Annotated in this window: 17 protein-coding genes; 3 read left to right on the top strand and 14 right to left on the bottom strand. The window is 37.2% G+C overall.

The window, feature by feature from the left end; translation table 11 throughout:
* Positions 1–628: 628 nt before the first annotated feature.
* The 6 genes from BCL90_RS09865 to BCL90_RS09840 all read right to left on the bottom strand — a co-directional run bounded on the left by BCL90_RS09865 (position 629) and on the right by BCL90_RS09840 (position 5,957).
* Positions 629–895 carry a hypothetical protein gene (locus BCL90_RS09865; protein ID WP_121283841.1) on the bottom strand — a complete coding sequence of 89 codons (267 nt, stop codon included), beginning with the start codon at positions 893–895 and terminating at the stop codon, positions 629–631.
* Positions 895–2,010, bottom strand: a complete 1,116-nt coding sequence (locus BCL90_RS09860; RefSeq protein ID WP_121283840.1) for a M42 family metallopeptidase — start codon at positions 2,008–2,010, stop codon at positions 895–897. Before BCL90_RS09860 ends, BCL90_RS09865 begins: the two co-directional genes overlap by 1 nt.
* A gap of 106 nt (positions 2,011–2,116) precedes the next feature.
* The gene (locus BCL90_RS09855) at positions 2,117–2,524 is read right to left on the bottom strand and encodes a GNAT family N-acetyltransferase (protein WP_244095000.1); all 408 of its coding nucleotides are present in this window, start codon (positions 2,522–2,524) and stop codon (positions 2,117–2,119) included.
* 2 nt (positions 2,525–2,526) lie between these two features.
* A complete protein-coding gene (locus BCL90_RS09850; RefSeq protein ID WP_121283838.1) occupies positions 2,527–3,129 on the bottom strand; it encodes a hypothetical protein in 603 nt (200 codons plus the stop codon).
* Positions 3,130–3,143: 14 nt separating this feature from the next.
* The gene (locus BCL90_RS09845) at positions 3,144–4,283 is read right to left on the bottom strand and encodes an MFS transporter (RefSeq protein ID WP_121283837.1); all 1,140 of its coding nucleotides are present in this window, start codon (positions 4,281–4,283) and stop codon (positions 3,144–3,146) included.
* Between the two features lie 132 nt (positions 4,284–4,415).
* Positions 4,416–5,957, bottom strand: a complete 1,542-nt coding sequence (locus BCL90_RS09840) for an acyl-CoA carboxylase subunit beta (protein ID WP_121283836.1) — start codon at positions 5,955–5,957, stop codon at positions 4,416–4,418.
* Positions 5,958–6,617: 660 nt separating this feature from the next.
* On the opposite strand from BCL90_RS09840, the gene BCL90_RS09835 reads away from it, so the two are divergent.
* From BCL90_RS09835 to can, 3 genes are all read left to right on the top strand, one after another.
* On the top strand, positions 6,618–6,920 hold the full coding sequence (locus BCL90_RS09835) for a hypothetical protein (RefSeq protein ID WP_235526092.1): 303 nt from the start codon (positions 6,618–6,620) through the stop codon (positions 6,918–6,920).
* Between the two features lie 151 nt (positions 6,921–7,071).
* A complete protein-coding gene (locus tag BCL90_RS09830; protein ID WP_121283834.1) occupies positions 7,072–8,679 on the top strand; it encodes a SulP family inorganic anion transporter in 1,608 nt (535 codons plus the stop codon).
* Positions 8,680–8,681: 2 nt separating this feature from the next.
* On the top strand, positions 8,682–9,338 hold the full coding sequence (gene can / locus BCL90_RS09825) for a carbonate dehydratase (protein ID WP_121283833.1): 657 nt from the start codon (positions 8,682–8,684) through the stop codon (positions 9,336–9,338).
* 63 nt (positions 9,339–9,401) lie between these two features.
* Here the strand turns inward: can and BCL90_RS09820 are convergent, their stop codons facing one another.
* The 8 genes from BCL90_RS09820 to BCL90_RS09790 form a co-directional block, all read right to left on the bottom strand.
* On the bottom strand, positions 9,402–9,662 hold the full coding sequence (locus BCL90_RS09820) for a hypothetical protein (RefSeq protein WP_121284587.1): 261 nt from the start codon (positions 9,660–9,662) through the stop codon (positions 9,402–9,404).
* Between the two features lie 183 nt (positions 9,663–9,845).
* The gene (gene pruA / locus BCL90_RS09815; RefSeq protein WP_121283832.1) at positions 9,846–11,480 is read right to left on the bottom strand and encodes an L-glutamate gamma-semialdehyde dehydrogenase; all 1,635 of its coding nucleotides are present in this window, start codon (positions 11,478–11,480) and stop codon (positions 9,846–9,848) included.
* A 232-nt stretch (positions 11,481–11,712) separates the two neighbouring features.
* Positions 11,713–12,438, bottom strand: a complete 726-nt coding sequence (locus tag BCL90_RS09810; protein WP_121283831.1) for a LytR/AlgR family response regulator transcription factor — start codon at positions 12,436–12,438, stop codon at positions 11,713–11,715.
* The gene (locus BCL90_RS09805; RefSeq protein WP_166792113.1) at positions 12,435–13,298 is read right to left on the bottom strand and encodes a sensor histidine kinase; all 864 of its coding nucleotides are present in this window, start codon (positions 13,296–13,298) and stop codon (positions 12,435–12,437) included. The genes BCL90_RS09810 and BCL90_RS09805 overlap by 4 nt, the downstream gene beginning before the upstream one ends.
* 266 nt (positions 13,299–13,564) lie before the next feature.
* On the bottom strand, positions 13,565–14,986 hold the full coding sequence (locus BCL90_RS09800; protein ID WP_121283829.1) for a S41 family peptidase: 1,422 nt from the start codon (positions 14,984–14,986) through the stop codon (positions 13,565–13,567).
* A 75-nt stretch (positions 14,987–15,061) separates the two neighbouring features.
* Complete coding sequence (locus BCL90_RS25675) at positions 15,062–15,238, bottom strand: hypothetical protein (RefSeq protein WP_166792114.1); 177 nt, start codon at positions 15,236–15,238, stop codon at positions 15,062–15,064.
* 132 nt (positions 15,239–15,370) lie between these two features.
* Positions 15,371–16,180 (bottom strand): S41 family peptidase, encoded by an 810-nt coding sequence (locus tag BCL90_RS09795; RefSeq protein ID WP_121283828.1) that lies wholly within the window; start codon positions 16,178–16,180, stop codon positions 15,371–15,373.
* Positions 16,181–16,228: 48 nt separating this feature from the next.
* Positions 16,229–16,783, bottom strand: coding sequence for a hypothetical protein (locus tag BCL90_RS09790; protein WP_121283827.1), 555 nt, complete (start codon positions 16,781–16,783; stop codon positions 16,229–16,231).
* Positions 16,784–16,846 lie beyond the last annotated feature (63 nt).

Here is a 16,846-nt window from a genome sequence, read left to right as displayed (position 1 = left end):
AAAAAAAGGATGCATCATAAATATAGATTGGTCATCCTGAGGGGTAATTAATTGTTTAAAATCAATATGAGTGACGTACAATTGTTTTCTCTTATCCTACGGCGCGGTCTTGCCTCGGCTCGCCGCCACCGAAGGGCTCTTTCTTTTTGGTGTCAAAAAGAAACAAAAAACACCGGCTGAAAATTTTTCTTTCGAAGCCGGTATGTTGGCTTAGGCAGTGCAACCCGAAAAATTTGTTAGGCCGGATTTAAGCAGAACGGAGATATCGTGCTATGGCCTAGCTGGGTGGAAATACTAAAGTAATTAAACTGCTGATTAATAGTAGCTTGTAGGACAACGTCAATGGTAGAGGGTGATTTATTGGGTAAAAATCAATAGGAATGACAGATAATTTAGCAAATTGAAAGGCCAAGAGGCATCGTCATTGCGAGAAGGCTTTTTCAGCCGACAAAGCAATCTTACAACGATCGCTACTAGCGTGCGCATTAAGATTGCTTCGTTCCTCGCATCCGATAGCTATCGGATGACGATTTTTCTATTGGAGTCTGTCAATGGTAGCTTGTCGAAGGACCTTTTATACGCTATAAGGTGTTTCGACAAGCTCAACATGGCATCATCTGAGGCGAAATTAATGCTGACTGGTGTTTTTTGACTTTTCCATCAGTTGTTTTTGATCGGTTAAATCTTTATAATAAAAATAACCGCCAAATCCTAAAATGAGGATGATATTACTTATTTTAAAACTATGATCAAGCCAGTAATTAAGTGGTGGTATATTACCACTAAAACTCTGTTTGATGTTTGGCCATGAGTTAAGAATGATAATAACAACAATCATCAGCAAAACCTTTAACAAGGTGCTGATGATAATTTTCTGGAGGTTTACTTTTTCCATTATTTAAATTCCCTGAAATCCTGACCGTTGGTGATGTTCAATAAACTTTCATAAATCAGGCTGATCACATTGTCAACGTCCTCTTTGTGTACCATTTCTACGGTTGTATGCATGTAGCGTAACGGCAGCGAAATTAATGCAGATGGTACGCCGCCATTCGAGTAGGCAAACGCATCGGTATCAGTTCCGGTAGAACGTGAAGATGCCTGGCGTTGGAATGGAATGTTATTTTTCTCAGCGGTTTTAATTAATAGTTTATTTAAATTGGTTTGTACAGCCGGGGCATAAGAAACCACCGGACCTTTACCGGCCGATAAATCGCCCTGAATGTTTTTATTAATCATTGGCGTAGTGGTATCGTGTGTTACATCGGTAATGATGGCCACATTTGGTTTAATGCGCTGGGCAATCATCTCGGCACCGCGTAAACCAATTTCTTCCTGTACAGAGTTAACAATGTATAAACCGAACGGAAGTTTTTTCTTGTTCTCTTTTAATAAACGGGCAACTTCGGCAATCATAAAACCACCCACACGGTTATCTAAAGCACGGCCAACATAGTAGCGGTCGTTCAAAACCATAAACTCATCTTCGTAGGTAATTACACAGCCTACGTGGATACCTAATTTTTCTACTTCTTCTTTTGATGTGCAACCACAATCTAAAAAGATGTTTTTTAACTCCGGAGCCTGTTCTTTCTCCCCATGGCGCGTATGGATAGCTGGCCAGCCGAATACTGCTTTAACCAAGCCATTCTCGGTATGGATGTTTACACGTTTAGAAGGTGCAATCTGATGGTCAGAACCGCCATTGCGGATCACATAAATTAAACCATCGCTGGTGATGTAGTTTACATACCATGAAATTTCATCGGCGTGGGCTTCTATAACTACTTTAAAATCAGCTTTAGGATTAATAACACCTACTGCGGTGCCGTAATTATCGATAAAATGTTCGTCGATATAGGGTTTTAAATAATTTAGCCAAAGTTTTTGTCCTTCCCATTCGTAACCGGTAGGAGCAGGATTGTTGATGTATTCTTCCAGAAACTGCAGCGATTTTTTAGTAACCACAGCAACATGTTTTTTCTTTTCGTCGTCTTTTTTCTTAGCCATTTTATTATTCTATAATTATTCGTCATCCTGAACTTGATTCAGGATCTGATTAATGAGATGCTGAACTAAATCCGATAACTATCGGATCAGCATGACGGTTGGTAATTTAAAGTTCTTTTTCCATTACTACAAAATCGTAACCATCTTTAAAAAAGGTTTTATCTGTTTCGTGGAAGCCAAATTTAAAATAAAATTCCTTAGCATTTACACGTGCGTTGCACCATAGTTTTGTCGCTTTTTGAATTTTACAAAAATCAATGATATAGTCCATTAGTTGTGAGCCGTAACCTGCATTTTGAGTATCGGACAGAATGGCAAGTTTACGAAACTGATAAACATCCCCATCATGAAATAGGGAAACTACTCCGGTTAATTTATGATCGAGGTATAAACCAAAATGGATGCCGTCAAAATCATCGGGAAGTTTAACCATATCAAAAGGTAACTCCGGATACATCGCCTCATGCCTGATCCGCCAGGTTAGTGAGGGGAATATTTGCTCAATCTGAACCATATTTATAATAAAAAGCTAAAGCCTATCCTTCCATCAACGCCATAATAGGTTTGATATTTATTAATACGCATATTTGGACCCAATGAAAGCTCAAAATTTGTTTTCTTGCCAATGCTGCGTTGAAACCCCCATTGTGGGGTGATTCCGATCTCCCAATTTGCCACATTGTATTGATTGAGATTGCCACCTTTAATTAACGGAGAAAAATAACTGCTTACATCTAGTCCAAAATAATTAGAAGCGTTATTAATGGTTTTTTTTCCTTTTTTAATCCTGTTTTCAAAATGATAGTATTTTCTGATTCCTGCGTAAAGGTTTGGTGCCAGATCAAAGTAGGTATTGGTTTTACCTCCAGCGATGTAATTATAATTGTATTCTATTAGAAAAGTACCAGCCAATCCGGCACCTCCATAAACTGTGGTGAGTTTTCCTATTTTTTGTTCCCGTTCATAATGTAGTGAAAGAAGACTCAGTCTTATTTTATTAAGTGACTTTACTTCAGTTGGCTGTTCTACTTTGGTGCTGTCCTGAGCTTTTGCTTTGCCTAAAATGGCCAGGCAAATCAATAAGATTGAAAGTGTTTTGATTGCGTTTTTAGCTTTCATAAAATTTATAGTGGTTATTTAAATTGTGATTTTTTCTTTCCGTAAAACTGATAAATTGAAATATTAAGGACAATTATACCCGTCATTCCATAACAGAATAATTCCCATCCACCCTGGCCCCAAAGCCACAAACCCAGAGCAGAGCCACAGCTTGCGCCAATAAAACTAACCGACATAAAAATGGTGTTTAGTCTGTTTCTGGCTTCTGGTATTAAGGTATAAATTCGGGTCTGGTTGGTTACATGGATGGCCTGCTGACCAATATCGATCAATACAATGCCGATTACAAACAAATATAAGTGGCTGCCAGTAAAATAAAACAAGGCAATACTAACAATTTGTAATATAAAACCAATCATTAAGTTTTTGCGTGGATTGTTACCATCGCTTAATTTTCCAACTAACGGGGCTGCTAATGCACCTGCAGCCCCCGCAATTCCAAATAACCCAATCTGTAAAGTCTGTAAATTAAAAGGTGGATTAGCGAGAAATAATACCATGGTTGTCCAGAATGCACTAATAATGGCGAATGCCAGGAAATTAATAATAGAGGTTTCCCTTAAGGCAGGTTGGGTTTTGATATAACTGAACATCGAACCCATGAGTTCCTTGTAACTTCCTTTAAAAGCAGGATAACTTTGTGGAAAACGTTTGGCCATTAAAAAAATAAGCAAGCCACAAATAGCTGCTGCCATATAATAAACAGCTCTCCAGCCCAGCCAAAAGCCAATACTGCCACTTACTGCGCGTGAGGCTAAAATCCCAACCAGCAAACCACTCATAATCATCCCAATGTTGGCTCCGCGATTCTCATCGGTACTTAAATTAGCCGCTAAGGGCAAAATCAATTGGGGTACAATAGAGCAGGTACCAATTAAAATTGATGCAACTTCCAGTACAAAAAAGGTATGCGAAACCGCGGCAACCAGTAAGGCGAAGATTGCAAGTCCGGTAATGATGAGGATCTGTTTTTTACGCTCGAACATGTCGCCTAGTGGTACTAAAAGAAAAAGACCTAAAGCATAACCGATCTGGGTGAGGTAGGTAATTTTTCCCGCATCGGTTTCGGTAAGATTAAACTCTTTTGCAATTAAGATTACCAAAGGTTGGCAGTAGTAAATATTTGCAACAATCAGGCCTGTGCAAAAAGCCATGAGCAAGATGTCAGTCCGGGATAGTTTTTGAGTAATCTGCATGTGAGTCTTGAGTCGGAGGTCCACAGTCATGAGTCTTAAGAGGCGAGTTGATTACTATCTGACTATGGACTAATGACTATGGACTATTTTCTACAAAGGTATATTTCCATGTTTTTTTTGTGGATTATTCACCACCTTATTTTCCAACATCTTAAAGGCTTTTATCAACTTTATACGGGTTTGAGCTGGCTCAATCACTTCGTCCACAAAACCACGTTCTGCAGCACGATAAGGATTGGCAAAGATATCTGAATATAGTTTTTCTTTCTCCAGCCATTTTTCTTCAGGGTTTTCTGCTGAAGAAATTTCCCGTTTAAAAATAATTTCTGCGGCACCTTTGGCACCCATTACTGCAATTTCTGCACTTGGCCAGGCGTAGTTCATATCTGCACCAATATGTTTGCTATTCATCACATCATAAGCGCCACCATAAGCCTTTCTGGTAATTACAGTAATGCGTGGTACAGTGGCTTCACTAAACGCATACAATAATTTTGCACCATTGGTGATAATGCCATTCCACTCCTGATCTGTACCTGGTAAAAATCCCGGCACATCTTCAAATACCAATAATGGAATATTAAAGCAATCGCAAAAGCGGACAAAACGTGCGGCTTTGGTAGAAGAATTGCTATCTAAAACACCTGCCAAATAAGCAGGCTGATTGGCTACGATACCGATACTTCTCCCTGCAAGGCGGGCAAAACCCACCACAATATTTTCTGCATAAGCGGCATGTACTTCTAAAAAACTATCATTATCGGCCACGGCAGCAATTACTTCACGTATGTCGTAAGGCTGTGAAGCATTTTCGGGCATAAAAGTATTGAGTGCTGGCCGACTTTCATCAACTGCTTCGTAAGGTAAATGGCCGGCAATCTCTTCACAATTTTGCGGCATGTAACTCAGCAGTTTCTTTACATGGTTAATAGCCTCAATTTCATTGGCACAGGCAAAATGGGTAACGCCTGATTTTGTGGCATGTGTACTGGCACCTCCTAATTCTTCTGACGTTACTTCTTCGTGTGTTACTGTTTTAACCACATTTGGGCCGGTAACAAACATATAAGAAGTGTTTTCTACCATCAAAATAAAATCGGTAATGGCTGGCGAATAAACAGCTCCACCTGCGCATGGACCCATTATGGCCGAGAGCTGTGGAATTACCCCCGAAGCCTGTACATTTTTATAAAAGATATCGGCATAACCGCCCAAAGAAACAACACCTTCCTGGATACGCGCACCGCCACTATCGTTTAACCCTATAAACGGAGCTCCGTTTTTCATGGCCATATCCATAAGCTTGCAAATTTTCTCTGCATGGGTTTCAGAAAGTGAACCGCCAAAAACGGTAAAATCCTGGGAGAAAACATAGGTTAACCTGCCATTAATTGTTCCATAACCCGTTACCACACCATCGCCCAGGTATTTTTCGCGTTCCATGCCAAAGTCGGTGCTTCGGTGGGTTACCATCATGCCAATTTCTTCGAAGCTGCCTTCATCCATTAAAAAATGGATCCGCTCGCGGGCGGTAAGTTTACCTTTTTTATGCTGACTGTCGATACGGGCCTGTCCGCCACCAAGATTGGCCTGGTTGATTTTATCTTTGAGTAATGCTATTTTTTTATCCATTGCAATGCGATGAGATTTTAAAATTAAAAATTACTGGTGGTAATGCAAGGTAAGCGAGGTATTATTTTATCAAAGCACTCGATGTTGAGTAAAGCAAATGGCGGGACTACAGTACCTATGAAGTACTGACCGTTCATTTCCTAAAAAGAAAAAACATTTTATAAATATTTGGAAACGGTTGGTTCTTTGCTTTTGGCGGGTTTGGCCCCGCTTTTTGGTACGAGTTCCGATGAAGGATCGGAAGCTCTTCCCGGCAATCGGGTTTATTTAACCTGGGTTTGGTGCACGATACTCAAATCTTTCATCTGCCTATAGGTAAAATTTGTGGTTTGCAACAGGCTTTTGTTAAAAAAACTGAAGGAGCGGTATCATTTTTGGCTTTGTTTAACGTTAATTTGGTAATTGATGTTGCCTAAAAAGATTTAGTAGGTGGCAAGGCTGAAATGACCGATAATAATGAAAAAACCGTTTTTAAAACTTATAAAGAAACCTGTCTTTGCCTAAATGATGCCTGCATTTTACTTAAATTACATTTTTTTTACAGCCTAAAGTATTGAAAAACCAATTATCCGTTTATTTTTGTAGACGTTAGTATTAAAACGATATTAGAATCAGTAGATGTTTTTAAGGAAATACAAGTATATAATCGTTATCGCATTCATGTTCATCTTCATGGCGAAGATGGGTATATCTGGTGCGCCGGTATTTTGTACGAGTATTGACAAGGAAATTATGAATGCGGTAATCATGCAAATTGAGTTAGAGCATGATGGCGGGAAGGATACCGCCAAAGACACCGCAAAATTTACCGATTTTAAACTTGTAGAACTTAATCATCCTATCTTTTCTTACGAGTTCTCTTCAAGCCATTTCTTTTTGAAGAGCAGTTTTATAGAACATTTTAAAAGATATGTAGACCCATATCATCCTACTGTTCCAACACCTCCGCCTAACTTTATTTAGTCTTTATTATTTGGGGTAAAAATTACCTGCTCAATGGTATTGTATGTTATTGCTATGTTTAAATGATGTAGTATGTAGTACTATACTTTCTGTAGTTTGATTTTACTCCCGCGATTCTATTCGTTAAAATTTACCTGATAATTATATCGTTATGCAAAAGTTTAACCCGGCCTTTTCAGGCTCGGATGTGAAGAAATATATTCTTAAAAAGAATTTAAAGAAAGATTTACCTGCAAGCATTGTAGTGTTTTTAGTAGCATTGCCATTATGTTTAGGTATTGCACTAGCCTCAGGCGCGCCATTATTTGCCGGTTTAATTACAGGTATTATCGGAGGGATAGTCGTAGCCTCTTTTAGCGGCTCGCAATTGAGTGTGAGTGGCCCTGCAGCAGGTTTAACAGTTATTGTTTTAGGTGCAATAACCTCATTAGGAAGCTATCCTACATTTTTACTTGCTGTTGTATTGGCAGGGGTATTCCAGATGATTTTAGGCCTGGTTAAAGCCGGAACCATTGGTAATTACTTTCCTTCGAGTGTAATTGAAGGAATGCTTGCTGCCATCGGACTGATTTTAATCTTAAAACAACTACCGCATGCATTGGGCGTTGATACCGATTTTACTGGCGATGAAGGTTTCTTTCAACAAGATCACGAAAATACTTTTTCTGCGATCACTGCAGCAATGGGCCATTTTAGTCTGGCTGCGGTAGTTATCAGTCTATTATCAATAGCTATTCTGATTTTGTGGCCTAAGTTTCCAAAACTGGCAGTTGTACCTGCTCCGTTATTGGTGGTAACCTTAGGAGTTCTGGGAACTATACTTTTTGCAGGTACAGATCATCCTTTACGTGCTGATCAGATGGTGAAAATCCCGGTAGTAAATGGTTTCGGCGAATTTTTGGGGCTATTTACGACCCCTGATTTTTCTCAGCTGGCCAATAAAAATGTGTATATAGTGGCTATAACCATTGCTGTTGTAGCGAGTTTAGAAACTTTACTCAGTATTGAGGCTGTAGATAAAATCGATCCGATTAAACGTGTATCGCCAACAAACAGAGAGTTAATTGCCCAGGGTTTAGGTAATATTACCAGTGGTATGGTGGGCGGTTTGCCTATGACATCGGTAATTGTACGGAGTTCGGCAAATGTAGGGGCTGGTGGCAGAACCAAGATGTCGGCTATTTTTCATGGCTGTTGGTTATTGCTTTCACTTTTGTTTATCCCTGGATTAATTAACATGATTCCATTATCGTGTTTGGCCGCAATTCTTTTGGTAACGGGATACAAGTTAACCCGGATCAGTTTATTTAAACACATGTACCACAAAGGCTGGGATCAGTTTGTACCATTTGTGGTTACAGTATTGGCGGTATTATTTACCGATCTGTTAAAAGGTGTGGCTGTGGGTATGTTGGTTTCGGTTTTTTATTTATTACGTACCAATATGCGCAACCCCTTTTTTTACAGAATTACAAACGAAGGCGACAAAAAGAATATCAGGATTAAACTAGCAGAAGAGGTTTCTTTTTTAAATAAAGCAGCGATACAGGTAGTTTTAACGAATATCCCTAAAGAAACAAATGTAATTATTGATGGTTCGAATGCCAGGTATATCGATCCTGATGTATTGGAAACCATTTACAATTATAAACACAATGCTTATACAAAAGGTATTATCGTAACCTTGGAGAATATCCAAAAACATTACACAGTACCAAAATTAAATATAACAGTAGAAGAAGACATTAATAAATTATAGTTATGTGCGCAAAAACATTAGATACAAAAGATATAACTTACGAGAACTTATTACAGGGTAATAAAGACTGGGTTAAAGATACAATAGACAGCGACCCTACATTCTTCGATAAACTTTCTGAAGGTCAAAGTCCACCAGTATTATGGATTGGTTGCTCTGATAGCCGCGTGCCTGCAAACCAGATAACAAACACTAAACCGGGCGATATTTTTGTACATCGAAATATTGCCAATGTGGTTGTGCATACGGATATGAATTTACTTTCAGTACTGGATTATTCTGTTAATGTATTAAAGGTTAAACACGTTATTGTTTGTGGCCATTATGGTTGTGGTGGTGTAAAAGCGGCTTTGGGTAACAAACAAGTTGGTATTATCGACAACTGGTTAAGAAATATCCGCGATGTGTATCGGACACACGAACGCGAGATGGCTACAATCAAGGATCCTGATCAGAGATTTGATCGTTTAGTAGAGTTAAATGCCATTGAAGGCGCTGCAAATGTAACCAATACTTCGATTGTGCAAAGTGCCTGGGCAAATGGTCAGGAATTAGCTGTACATGCCTGGGTTTATAGCCTGAAAACAGGAATCATCAAAGACCTGAAGGTAACTTGTACTTGTCTTGATGATGTTGCCCCTGCGTTTAAGGTAGGATAAAACACCCCATAGGTGTTATTTTTTAGTTGTTAGGGAAAGCTTCCGGTTTTACATCGGGAGCTTTCATTTTTCTGTACTGTTCGGCATATTGCCGGCATGACCTTTATTGCCTTTTTCGGCATCTTCTCTGGCTTCTTCGGATCCAAAATCGCCTCTTCCAAAATTTCTACCCAAGTTACCGGCATCGCTTTCTACCGTATTTTTCTTTTCGTTATCGTTGCTGCGGTGGCGGGGTACCAATTGATCGGGCATATTGCTTTTATCGGCAGTATTTTCAATGTCTTTATTTTCGAGATTTTCGTTGTTTTCTTTTTTGTTTTCCATGGTCTTATTTAAGCTATTATATAGAACAGTAAAAAAGAAGATTGGTTTTACATCTTTAAATTGGTAGATCGTGTCTTTGATAAATTTATGTGATGCAATCGCTTTTCTCCCCAATCCCATTTGTAAACGAGGATCATACACATCAAAAAGGCCAGACAATGATGTCTGGCCTTGTATTTAATATTAATCTTCTGCTAAGAATGGATAACGGTAATCAGTTGGGGGATTAAAAGTTTCTTTAATGGTACGTGGAGAAACCCAACGCAATAAATTAATCATTGCCCCGGCTTTATCGTTGGTACCTGATCCTCTTGCTCCACCAAATGGTTGTTGCCCAACTACGGCACCTGTACATTTGTCGTTAATGTAAAAATTACCAGCTGAGTTGCGTAAGGCATAACTGGCTTTTTCTATAGCATATCTATCTTGTGATAAAATAGCTCCCGTTAAGGCATAGGGTGAAGTGGTGTCGATTATTTCTAAAATCTGGTCAAATTCCTGATCTTCGTATACGTAAACAGATAATACCGGGCCAAAAAGTTCCTCACACATGGTGGTATATTTCGGATCATCAACCACTAAAACAGTAGGCTCGATGAAATAACCTTTGCTCTTATCATAGTTGCCACCGGCAATAACTTCTACACCTTTATCTTTTTTAGCCTGATCGATATATTTAGCCAGTTTATCGAAAGAACGCTCATCAATAACGGCATTAATAAAATTGCTGAAATCTTCAGTTCCGCCCATCTTAAATGAAGCTAAATCTCTGATCATTAATTTTTTAATCTCAGGCCAAAGACTTTTTGGGATATAAGTACGGCTGGCCGCAGAACATTTTTGTCCCTGATATTCGAATGCCCCCCTCACAATTGCAGTAACCGAAGCAGCAACATCTGCACTTGGGTGAACCAGAATGAAATCTTTACCACCAGTTTCGCCAACGATGCGAGGATATGATTTGTATTTATGGATGTTTGTTCCAATTGTTTTCCAAATTTCCTGAAAAACTTTTGTTGAGCCTGTAAAGTGAATGCCTGCAAAATCAGGATGATTAAAAACCACATCGCCAACTTCAGGACCATCTGCAAAAATAAGATTAATTACGCCGTCAGGTAAGCCTGCTTCGCGGAAAACATTCATAATTACATTAGCCGCATAAACCTGGGTATCTGCAGGTTTCCACACCACCACATTACCCATCATGGCTACACAAGCAGGTAAATTACCAGCAATTGCGGTAAAGTTGAAAGGTGTTAAAGCAAATATAAATCCCTCTAAAGGACGTTGTTCTGTTCTGTTCCACATACCATTTGGCGATACCGGCGGCTGTTGGCCATAAATATCCTGCATATAACTTACGTTAAAACGCAAGAAATCTACCAGTTCGCAAGCAGCATCAATTTCAGCCTGATAAGCATTTTTACTTTGCCCAAGCATGGTTGCCGCATTAATTTGGTAGCGGTATTTTGTAGCAAACAAATCAGCAGCTTTCATAAAAATAGCAGCTCTGTGTTCCCATGCTAAAGCTTCCCAATCTGCCTTGGTAGCCAAAGCAGCATCTATGGCTTGTTTTACATGGCTTTTATCGCCATAACTAAAGGTAGCCAGTACATGTTGATGATCGTGTGGAGCTACTACTTTCTTTTTATTTTGAGTATGTACCTCTTGTCCGCCAATAAACATCGGAATATCCAATTGTTTAGCACGCGCTTCGGCAATAGCCTCCTTTAAAAGAGAACGTTCTTTTGTACCTGGCGCATAGCTGTTAATGGGCTCGTTAACCGGGGTAGGTACGTTAAAAAATCCTTTAAGCATATTTTATTTTTTATGATTTGTGCAAAGATAGTGCTTTTTGGGGTAGGCAATTCTATTATTCTGTAAAGAAAATAGGGCAGAGGTTTGACCGCAACAGTTCCTAGATAGAAGTCTGAAGGCCTAAGCCAATGAGCAGATAATTTTAAAGAAGTTGCGGTTAAAATCCGGGTAGTTAGGCTTTGCAGGTAGAGTTGTCAACTTTAACAGGGCGGCAGGAATTTGTAAACTCTGGTTATAAAAGCAGCTTTTGCTTCATCATATCCAAAAAATCTCTCCGATAGGTTTCGCCAATTAATATTTCAGCCGAAATACCTTTTAAAATAATCCTGTTCCCATCTATTGAAGTGATTTTATTAAGTGCCACTATAAACGATTTCTGCACCCGGATAAATTGTGTTTTGGGTAATCTTTCCTCTACATCCTTCATGGTTAGGAGCGCAAGCGTTCTCATCCCATTATGGTGAAAAGCGATATAATTTTTCATTCCTTCAACAAAATCAATTTCAGCGATATTAATTTTAAGCATTTTACCTTTAGCCTCTGTTTTAACCATAAAATAATCATCATCCTGCTGCTTAGCCGGTATATTGGCTTTTTTAGAGTGAATTATCTTTTGAGCCTTGTTTATTGCTTGTAAAAAACGCGGCAGCGGGATAGGTTTAACTAAATAATCAACCACATCAAGATCAAAACCAGCGGTAGCAAACTCTTTATAGGCAGTAGTAAGTATCACCTGTGCGTCTTTGTTATTCATCGTTTGGATAAAATCAATTCCTGATATTCCTGGCATATGAATATCTAAAAAAATGAGATCTACCGGATTGCTACTCAAAAAGCTTAATGCATCAATCGGATTGATAAATGTTGCGGTGATCTGTATGGCAGCAACTGATTTCAGGTAATGTTGTATTACTTCAATGGCATGGTCTTCGTCATCAACAATAATGCACTTAATCATGAGGTATATGGTTGAGGTTTAATTTGTGGTATCTTGAAATGTTCCAAAAAGCCTAAATTATCAAATGAGCTTGGTTTTTCCTGGTGATCAGTAACCTTATTGTAAGGCAAAGTTAATTCAAGACTGTAATCAATCTCGGTTTCATTAATATTTAATGCAACCCCTTTTTTGTAATGATTTGCGAGTCTTTTCTTTATGTTTTCCATACCTATACCACTTGACAGTTCTTTAGGGCCATTTTTCTTTTTATTCCAGGTGGTTAGACAGATGTTATGATCGATTTCGTTAATGTTTAAAGTAATTTTAACAGGGTGCAACTTATCTGTGCAATCACCATGTTTTAAGATATTCTCTACAATGGTGATTAGAATTAATGGAATCAGTCTTACATTATCAGTCTTACCATTCACATTAAAATCGATCTGTAATTTGTTATTGAAACGAAGCTGATTAATTTTAATTACATTTTTAATATGCTCAATTTCCTCGTCTATTAAGGTCATGCGGTCATCTTTATCCATTTCCAGGGAATAGCGCATAATTTTACTGAGGGTCATAATGCCATCGGCAAGCTCCTGAGATAAGGGTAACGATTTTGCGAAAAAGAAATTCAGCGTGTTGTTTAAAAAGTGAGGATTAATCTGTGCGCGGAGAAAGGCATATTCTGCTTCATGTTTTTCTTTTTCAATGAGGCGCAGTTTTCGTTCACGTTTAATTCCTTCAGAGGCAAAATGGTAGCCGATACCTATAATTGAATACCGAATAAAAACCAAAAGTACAGCTGCCCCGTAATTTATAAAATTGAATGGGGGTGGAGTTGATCCATTCGCATTAACATAGGGCCTAATATGATAAGTCATAGTATACCATAGGAGGTAAGAGAACGCGAAAACAATAGTGATTCCTAAGAACAAGGGAAATGGTTTTAGCGGGTTGGTATATTTTCTACATGCTAATATGCATAAATATACAGTACAAATATTCGGAATTTGAAAGATAAAAATGTCTCCAATATTGAAAATATAGCTTTTAGGATCTTGAGCATACGTCAAAATATTATTTAGTAATATATAAATCACCCAAAATATTAAGTGATATGTAACTACTCTATAGTTATGCTTTATCATTAGTTACTTTTATAGTTTTTTACATAGTCGACCCAATCAACTTCTTGATTAGGAATAATTACATTTGGAGTTATTCCTATATTATCTAATGGTCGTTTTATGGCGTGTAGTGATTTTGCTACTGGATAAACAAGAGTGAAAAAGCTACAAGGAGGATGAGTGATTACCATTTCGCCATAATCAACGCTTCCAGCAGTATTTTGTCCAAATAAAGTTACTTTTTTACTTTGTTCTGCTCTTAAAATAAATAATTCTCCACTGCTTGCTGTATTCCCGTTAATTAGAATTGAAACACGTTCGGGATTTTTTAATGTTTTCGATAGTTTCAGTGTACTGGATTTATAAAGTGGGTAAAATTTATTTAAATTAGCTCTCAATTTTTTTGCACTCTTTTTTAATTCTTTTTTTGAAGCTGCTGATGCATATGGATAATCTTTTTCATAACAATCACGAATATTGTCATCTGTAGCTAATACGATACCACCATCAATATGTATGGGGTTAGTATATAAATAAGGTATTATTTTTTCAAAACAACCCGTTGTTCCTCCAGAATTGTTACGAACATCAATAATTAGATGTTTAGTATTAGCTAAATTATCTTTATTTCTCTCGATTAAACTATCTATTCTTGTTTTATACTTTGAATTGAAAGAAGGAAGTGAAAGGAGAATTGTTTGGTCATCTAATTTTTTTAAACTGGCCATTAAATCAGGTTCAATGTATGCAGCAGGGGGGATAGTTTTAGCTTTTCTTTCTCCTCTTACCCATTTTCCTAAAAAACCAAAATCTAGTACGTCATTCTGTTTAATTAAAGCTGGGTAATTAACCGAATGATCACCCGCGCTGTAGTAAATAGTTTTATACTGATTGTCAGTCTTCGCGATTTTAAATTTTATTTGTTGTGGTATCCATCGTACGCTATCTGCTTTTATCACAAAACCAATAAATTCAATATTTTTTTTGGTGTTATCTTTAACAACTCCAATTTCATACATCCCATAATTCCAAATTCCTTCTATACTATCTAGAGTTTTATTATTTTCTTGCAAGTAAGATTTAAAACGCTTTTCTGTCCAAGTTGTTTTTTCTTCATTAGCAAAAAAACTTCTTACAGAAGCTGGATCCAATTTATCAAATTCCATCCCAAATGATATGTGTTTATCTTTGAAAAAATCTAACCATTCTCTAATTAAGCTTAAACACCTATAAGGATTAGAAACAGAAGCAATGTGTTGTAAACTATCAGTGAATTTTTGAAATTGTAACTGATTTGAAGAATTTACCTTATCAGGATAACCAATATAATTTTTTTTGATTTTTTCTGCTAAGAAGCGAAAATTATCATCACAGTTACAATTTTGGGCACTTAAATTAAGAGTAAATAAAAATAAGCAAAGAAAACAAACTATATATTTCATTATTAATAAATAGGAAGATATTAAATAGGTAGTAAATGGGAAATATAACCCAGCTCTAAGTTGTTTTTAGCACCCCTATTCGCTAACTGTTTGGTTTACTGTTCTTTCTGGGCAAGTTACTCCTGCTGAAGGATCATTGCCGCCAGTAGGACCACCTCCATTAATTCTCGTCATTTGCTCTTTCGTCAAATTGGTCAAGTTGTTCTTCTTAAAAACAAATAAAGTCTTTTTTTCTAATTTTTTGTTTTTCATAATTGTAATGTTAGATGGTTAAATAAATGTGCTTAAAGGTGTTATTTCTTAATGCGATAGCCAAAAAATATACACCAAACGGCTGTTTATATATATCAAACCAATAGATTGTAAGGCTTAAGTACAGAGCCGTTATTTAGTTTTATACTTCTTTACAAAATCAATCCAATCGGTAACATCGGCAGGTATTGTTACATTAGGCTTGATACCAATATTATCTAAGGGATAATCTGGTAATCTTAAAGATTTACAGGTAGGGTAATAAAGCGTGTAGAATTTACATGGCATTTCTACTTTAACAAATTCAGTGTAGTCTACAGCTCCAGATGAATGTTCACCATAGAGTTTCACTTTTTTACTTTGTTTAGCTTCCAGTAAAAACATTTCAGCAGCGCTTCCCGTACCCCGATTAACAAGAAATGAAACACGTTCAGGGTTTTTTGAAATAGTTTTAAACTTGATGGTATCTATTGGATATAGCTTATACATTTCTCCCTGGTGAGCTTTTAACTCGGTCAGGTATTTTTTAAAAACGTTTCTTATGCTGTCAGAGGTTTCGGGATATTCTTTAGCGTAACCGCTATCTTTAATGTTTTCTGGTGTTGCCAGAACATATCCGCCTTCTTTTAGTATAGGGTTGGTATAAAGGTAGGGCATTAACTTTTCGTATACCAGAACAGATCCACCGCCATTATTTCTTAAATCGATAATTAAATGTTTGGTGTTTTTTAATATGTTTTCATTCTTTTTAATTAATGCAGCTGTTGGGGCTACATATTCTAGTTTGCCAAAAGATGGCATTTCAAATAATGCGGTTTCATGGTCCAAAACCTTAAATTTTGGCGAAAGGTCAATTTCTTTTTTAAGTGTAGCAGGGAGTAGTTTGGGGCTCCTCATCCACTTTCCGAATATTCCGAAATCTAAAACATCTCTAGTTTTCAAAAGTATTGGGTGTTGCTCTGAATGATCCCCTCCAGCAAAGAAAATGGTTTAATATTGATTATCCTTTTTTGCCAATCTAAATTTGATCTGTTGAGGCATCCATCTTACAGAGTCTGCCTTTAGTATAAAACCTATAAACTGATCGGACTTTTTGTCTTTAACAATCCCAACTTCATATATGCCAACGCTCCAAATTCCTTCAATGCTATCCAGGGCTTCTTTATTTTGTTCAAGATAGGATTTAAATGTGCTCTCTGTCCAAGTGCTTTTTTCTTCATTAGCAAAAAAACTTCTTACAGAATCTGGATCCAATTTATCAAAATCCATCCCAAATGATATGTGTTTATCTTTGAAAAAATCTAACCATTCCCGGCATAAACTTAAACACTTGTATTGGTTGGCCTGATTGGCTACCTGTTGCAGACTATCTGTGAATTTTTTAAACTGTTGGCTATTTGCAGGCGTTACTTTATCGGCATAGCCAACATAATTTTTTGTTATTCTATTAGTAAGATAATTAAAATTATCACCGCAATTACAGTTCTGGGCTTGTAAATTATAAAACGGGAATAAGAGCAATAAGTAGAAGATAATTTTTTTCATAGTTTTAATTACAATTATAGTAGATATTTATCCACAAAGTATGAACTATTTTAAAATACATAT

The sequence above is a fragment of the Pedobacter alluvionis genome (assembly GCF_003664035.1).
GTDB lineage: Bacteria > Bacteroidota > Bacteroidia > Sphingobacteriales > Sphingobacteriaceae > Pedobacter > Pedobacter alluvionis.
This window is presented reverse-complemented; position numbering and strand designations above follow the sequence as displayed.

Bases quoted from the DNA above. Each gene is read 5' to 3' on its own strand.
- BCL90_RS09865 (WP_121283841.1), bottom strand. From the start codon at position 895: ATGGAAAAAGTAAACCTCCAGAAAATTATCATCAGCACCTTGTTAAAG.
- BCL90_RS09860 (WP_121283840.1), bottom strand. From the start codon at position 2,010: ATGGCTAAGAAAAAAGACGACGAAAAGAAAAAACATGTTGCTGTGGTT.
- BCL90_RS09855 (WP_244095000.1), bottom strand. From the start codon at position 2,524: ATGGTTCAGATTGAGCAAATATTCCCCTCACTAACCTGGCGGATCAGG.
- BCL90_RS09850 (WP_121283838.1), bottom strand. From the start codon at position 3,129: ATGAAAGCTAAAAACGCAATCAAAACACTTTCAATCTTATTGATTTGC.
- BCL90_RS09845 (WP_121283837.1), bottom strand. From the start codon at position 4,283: ATGGCTTTTTGCACAGGCCTGATTGTTGCAAATATTTACTACTGCCAA.
- BCL90_RS09840 (WP_121283836.1), bottom strand. From the start codon at position 5,957: ATGGATAAAAAAATAGCATTACTCAAAGATAAAATCAACCAGGCCAAT.
- BCL90_RS09835 (WP_235526092.1), top strand. From the start codon at position 6,618: ATGTTCATCTTCATGGCGAAGATGGGTATATCTGGTGCGCCGGTATTT.
- BCL90_RS09830 (WP_121283834.1), top strand. From the start codon at position 7,072: ATGCAAAAGTTTAACCCGGCCTTTTCAGGCTCGGATGTGAAGAAATAT.
- can (WP_121283833.1), top strand. From the start codon at position 8,682: ATGTGCGCAAAAACATTAGATACAAAAGATATAACTTACGAGAACTTA.
- BCL90_RS09820 (WP_121284587.1), bottom strand. From the start codon at position 9,662: ATGGAAAACAAAAAAGAAAACAACGAAAATCTCGAAAATAAAGACATT.
- pruA (WP_121283832.1), bottom strand. From the start codon at position 11,480: ATGCTTAAAGGATTTTTTAACGTACCTACCCCGGTTAACGAGCCCATT.
- BCL90_RS09810 (WP_121283831.1), bottom strand. From the start codon at position 12,438: ATGATTAAGTGCATTATTGTTGATGACGAAGACCATGCCATTGAAGTA.
- BCL90_RS09805 (WP_166792113.1), bottom strand. From the start codon at position 13,298: ATGACTTATCATATTAGGCCCTATGTTAATGCGAATGGATCAACTCCA.
- BCL90_RS09800 (WP_121283829.1), bottom strand. From the start codon at position 14,986: ATGAAATATATAGTTTGTTTTCTTTGCTTATTTTTATTTACTCTTAAT.
- BCL90_RS25675 (WP_166792114.1), bottom strand. From the start codon at position 15,238: ATGAAAAACAAAAAATTAGAAAAAAAGACTTTATTTGTTTTTAAGAAG.
- BCL90_RS09790 (WP_121283827.1), bottom strand. From the start codon at position 16,783: ATGAAAAAAATTATCTTCTACTTATTGCTCTTATTCCCGTTTTATAAT.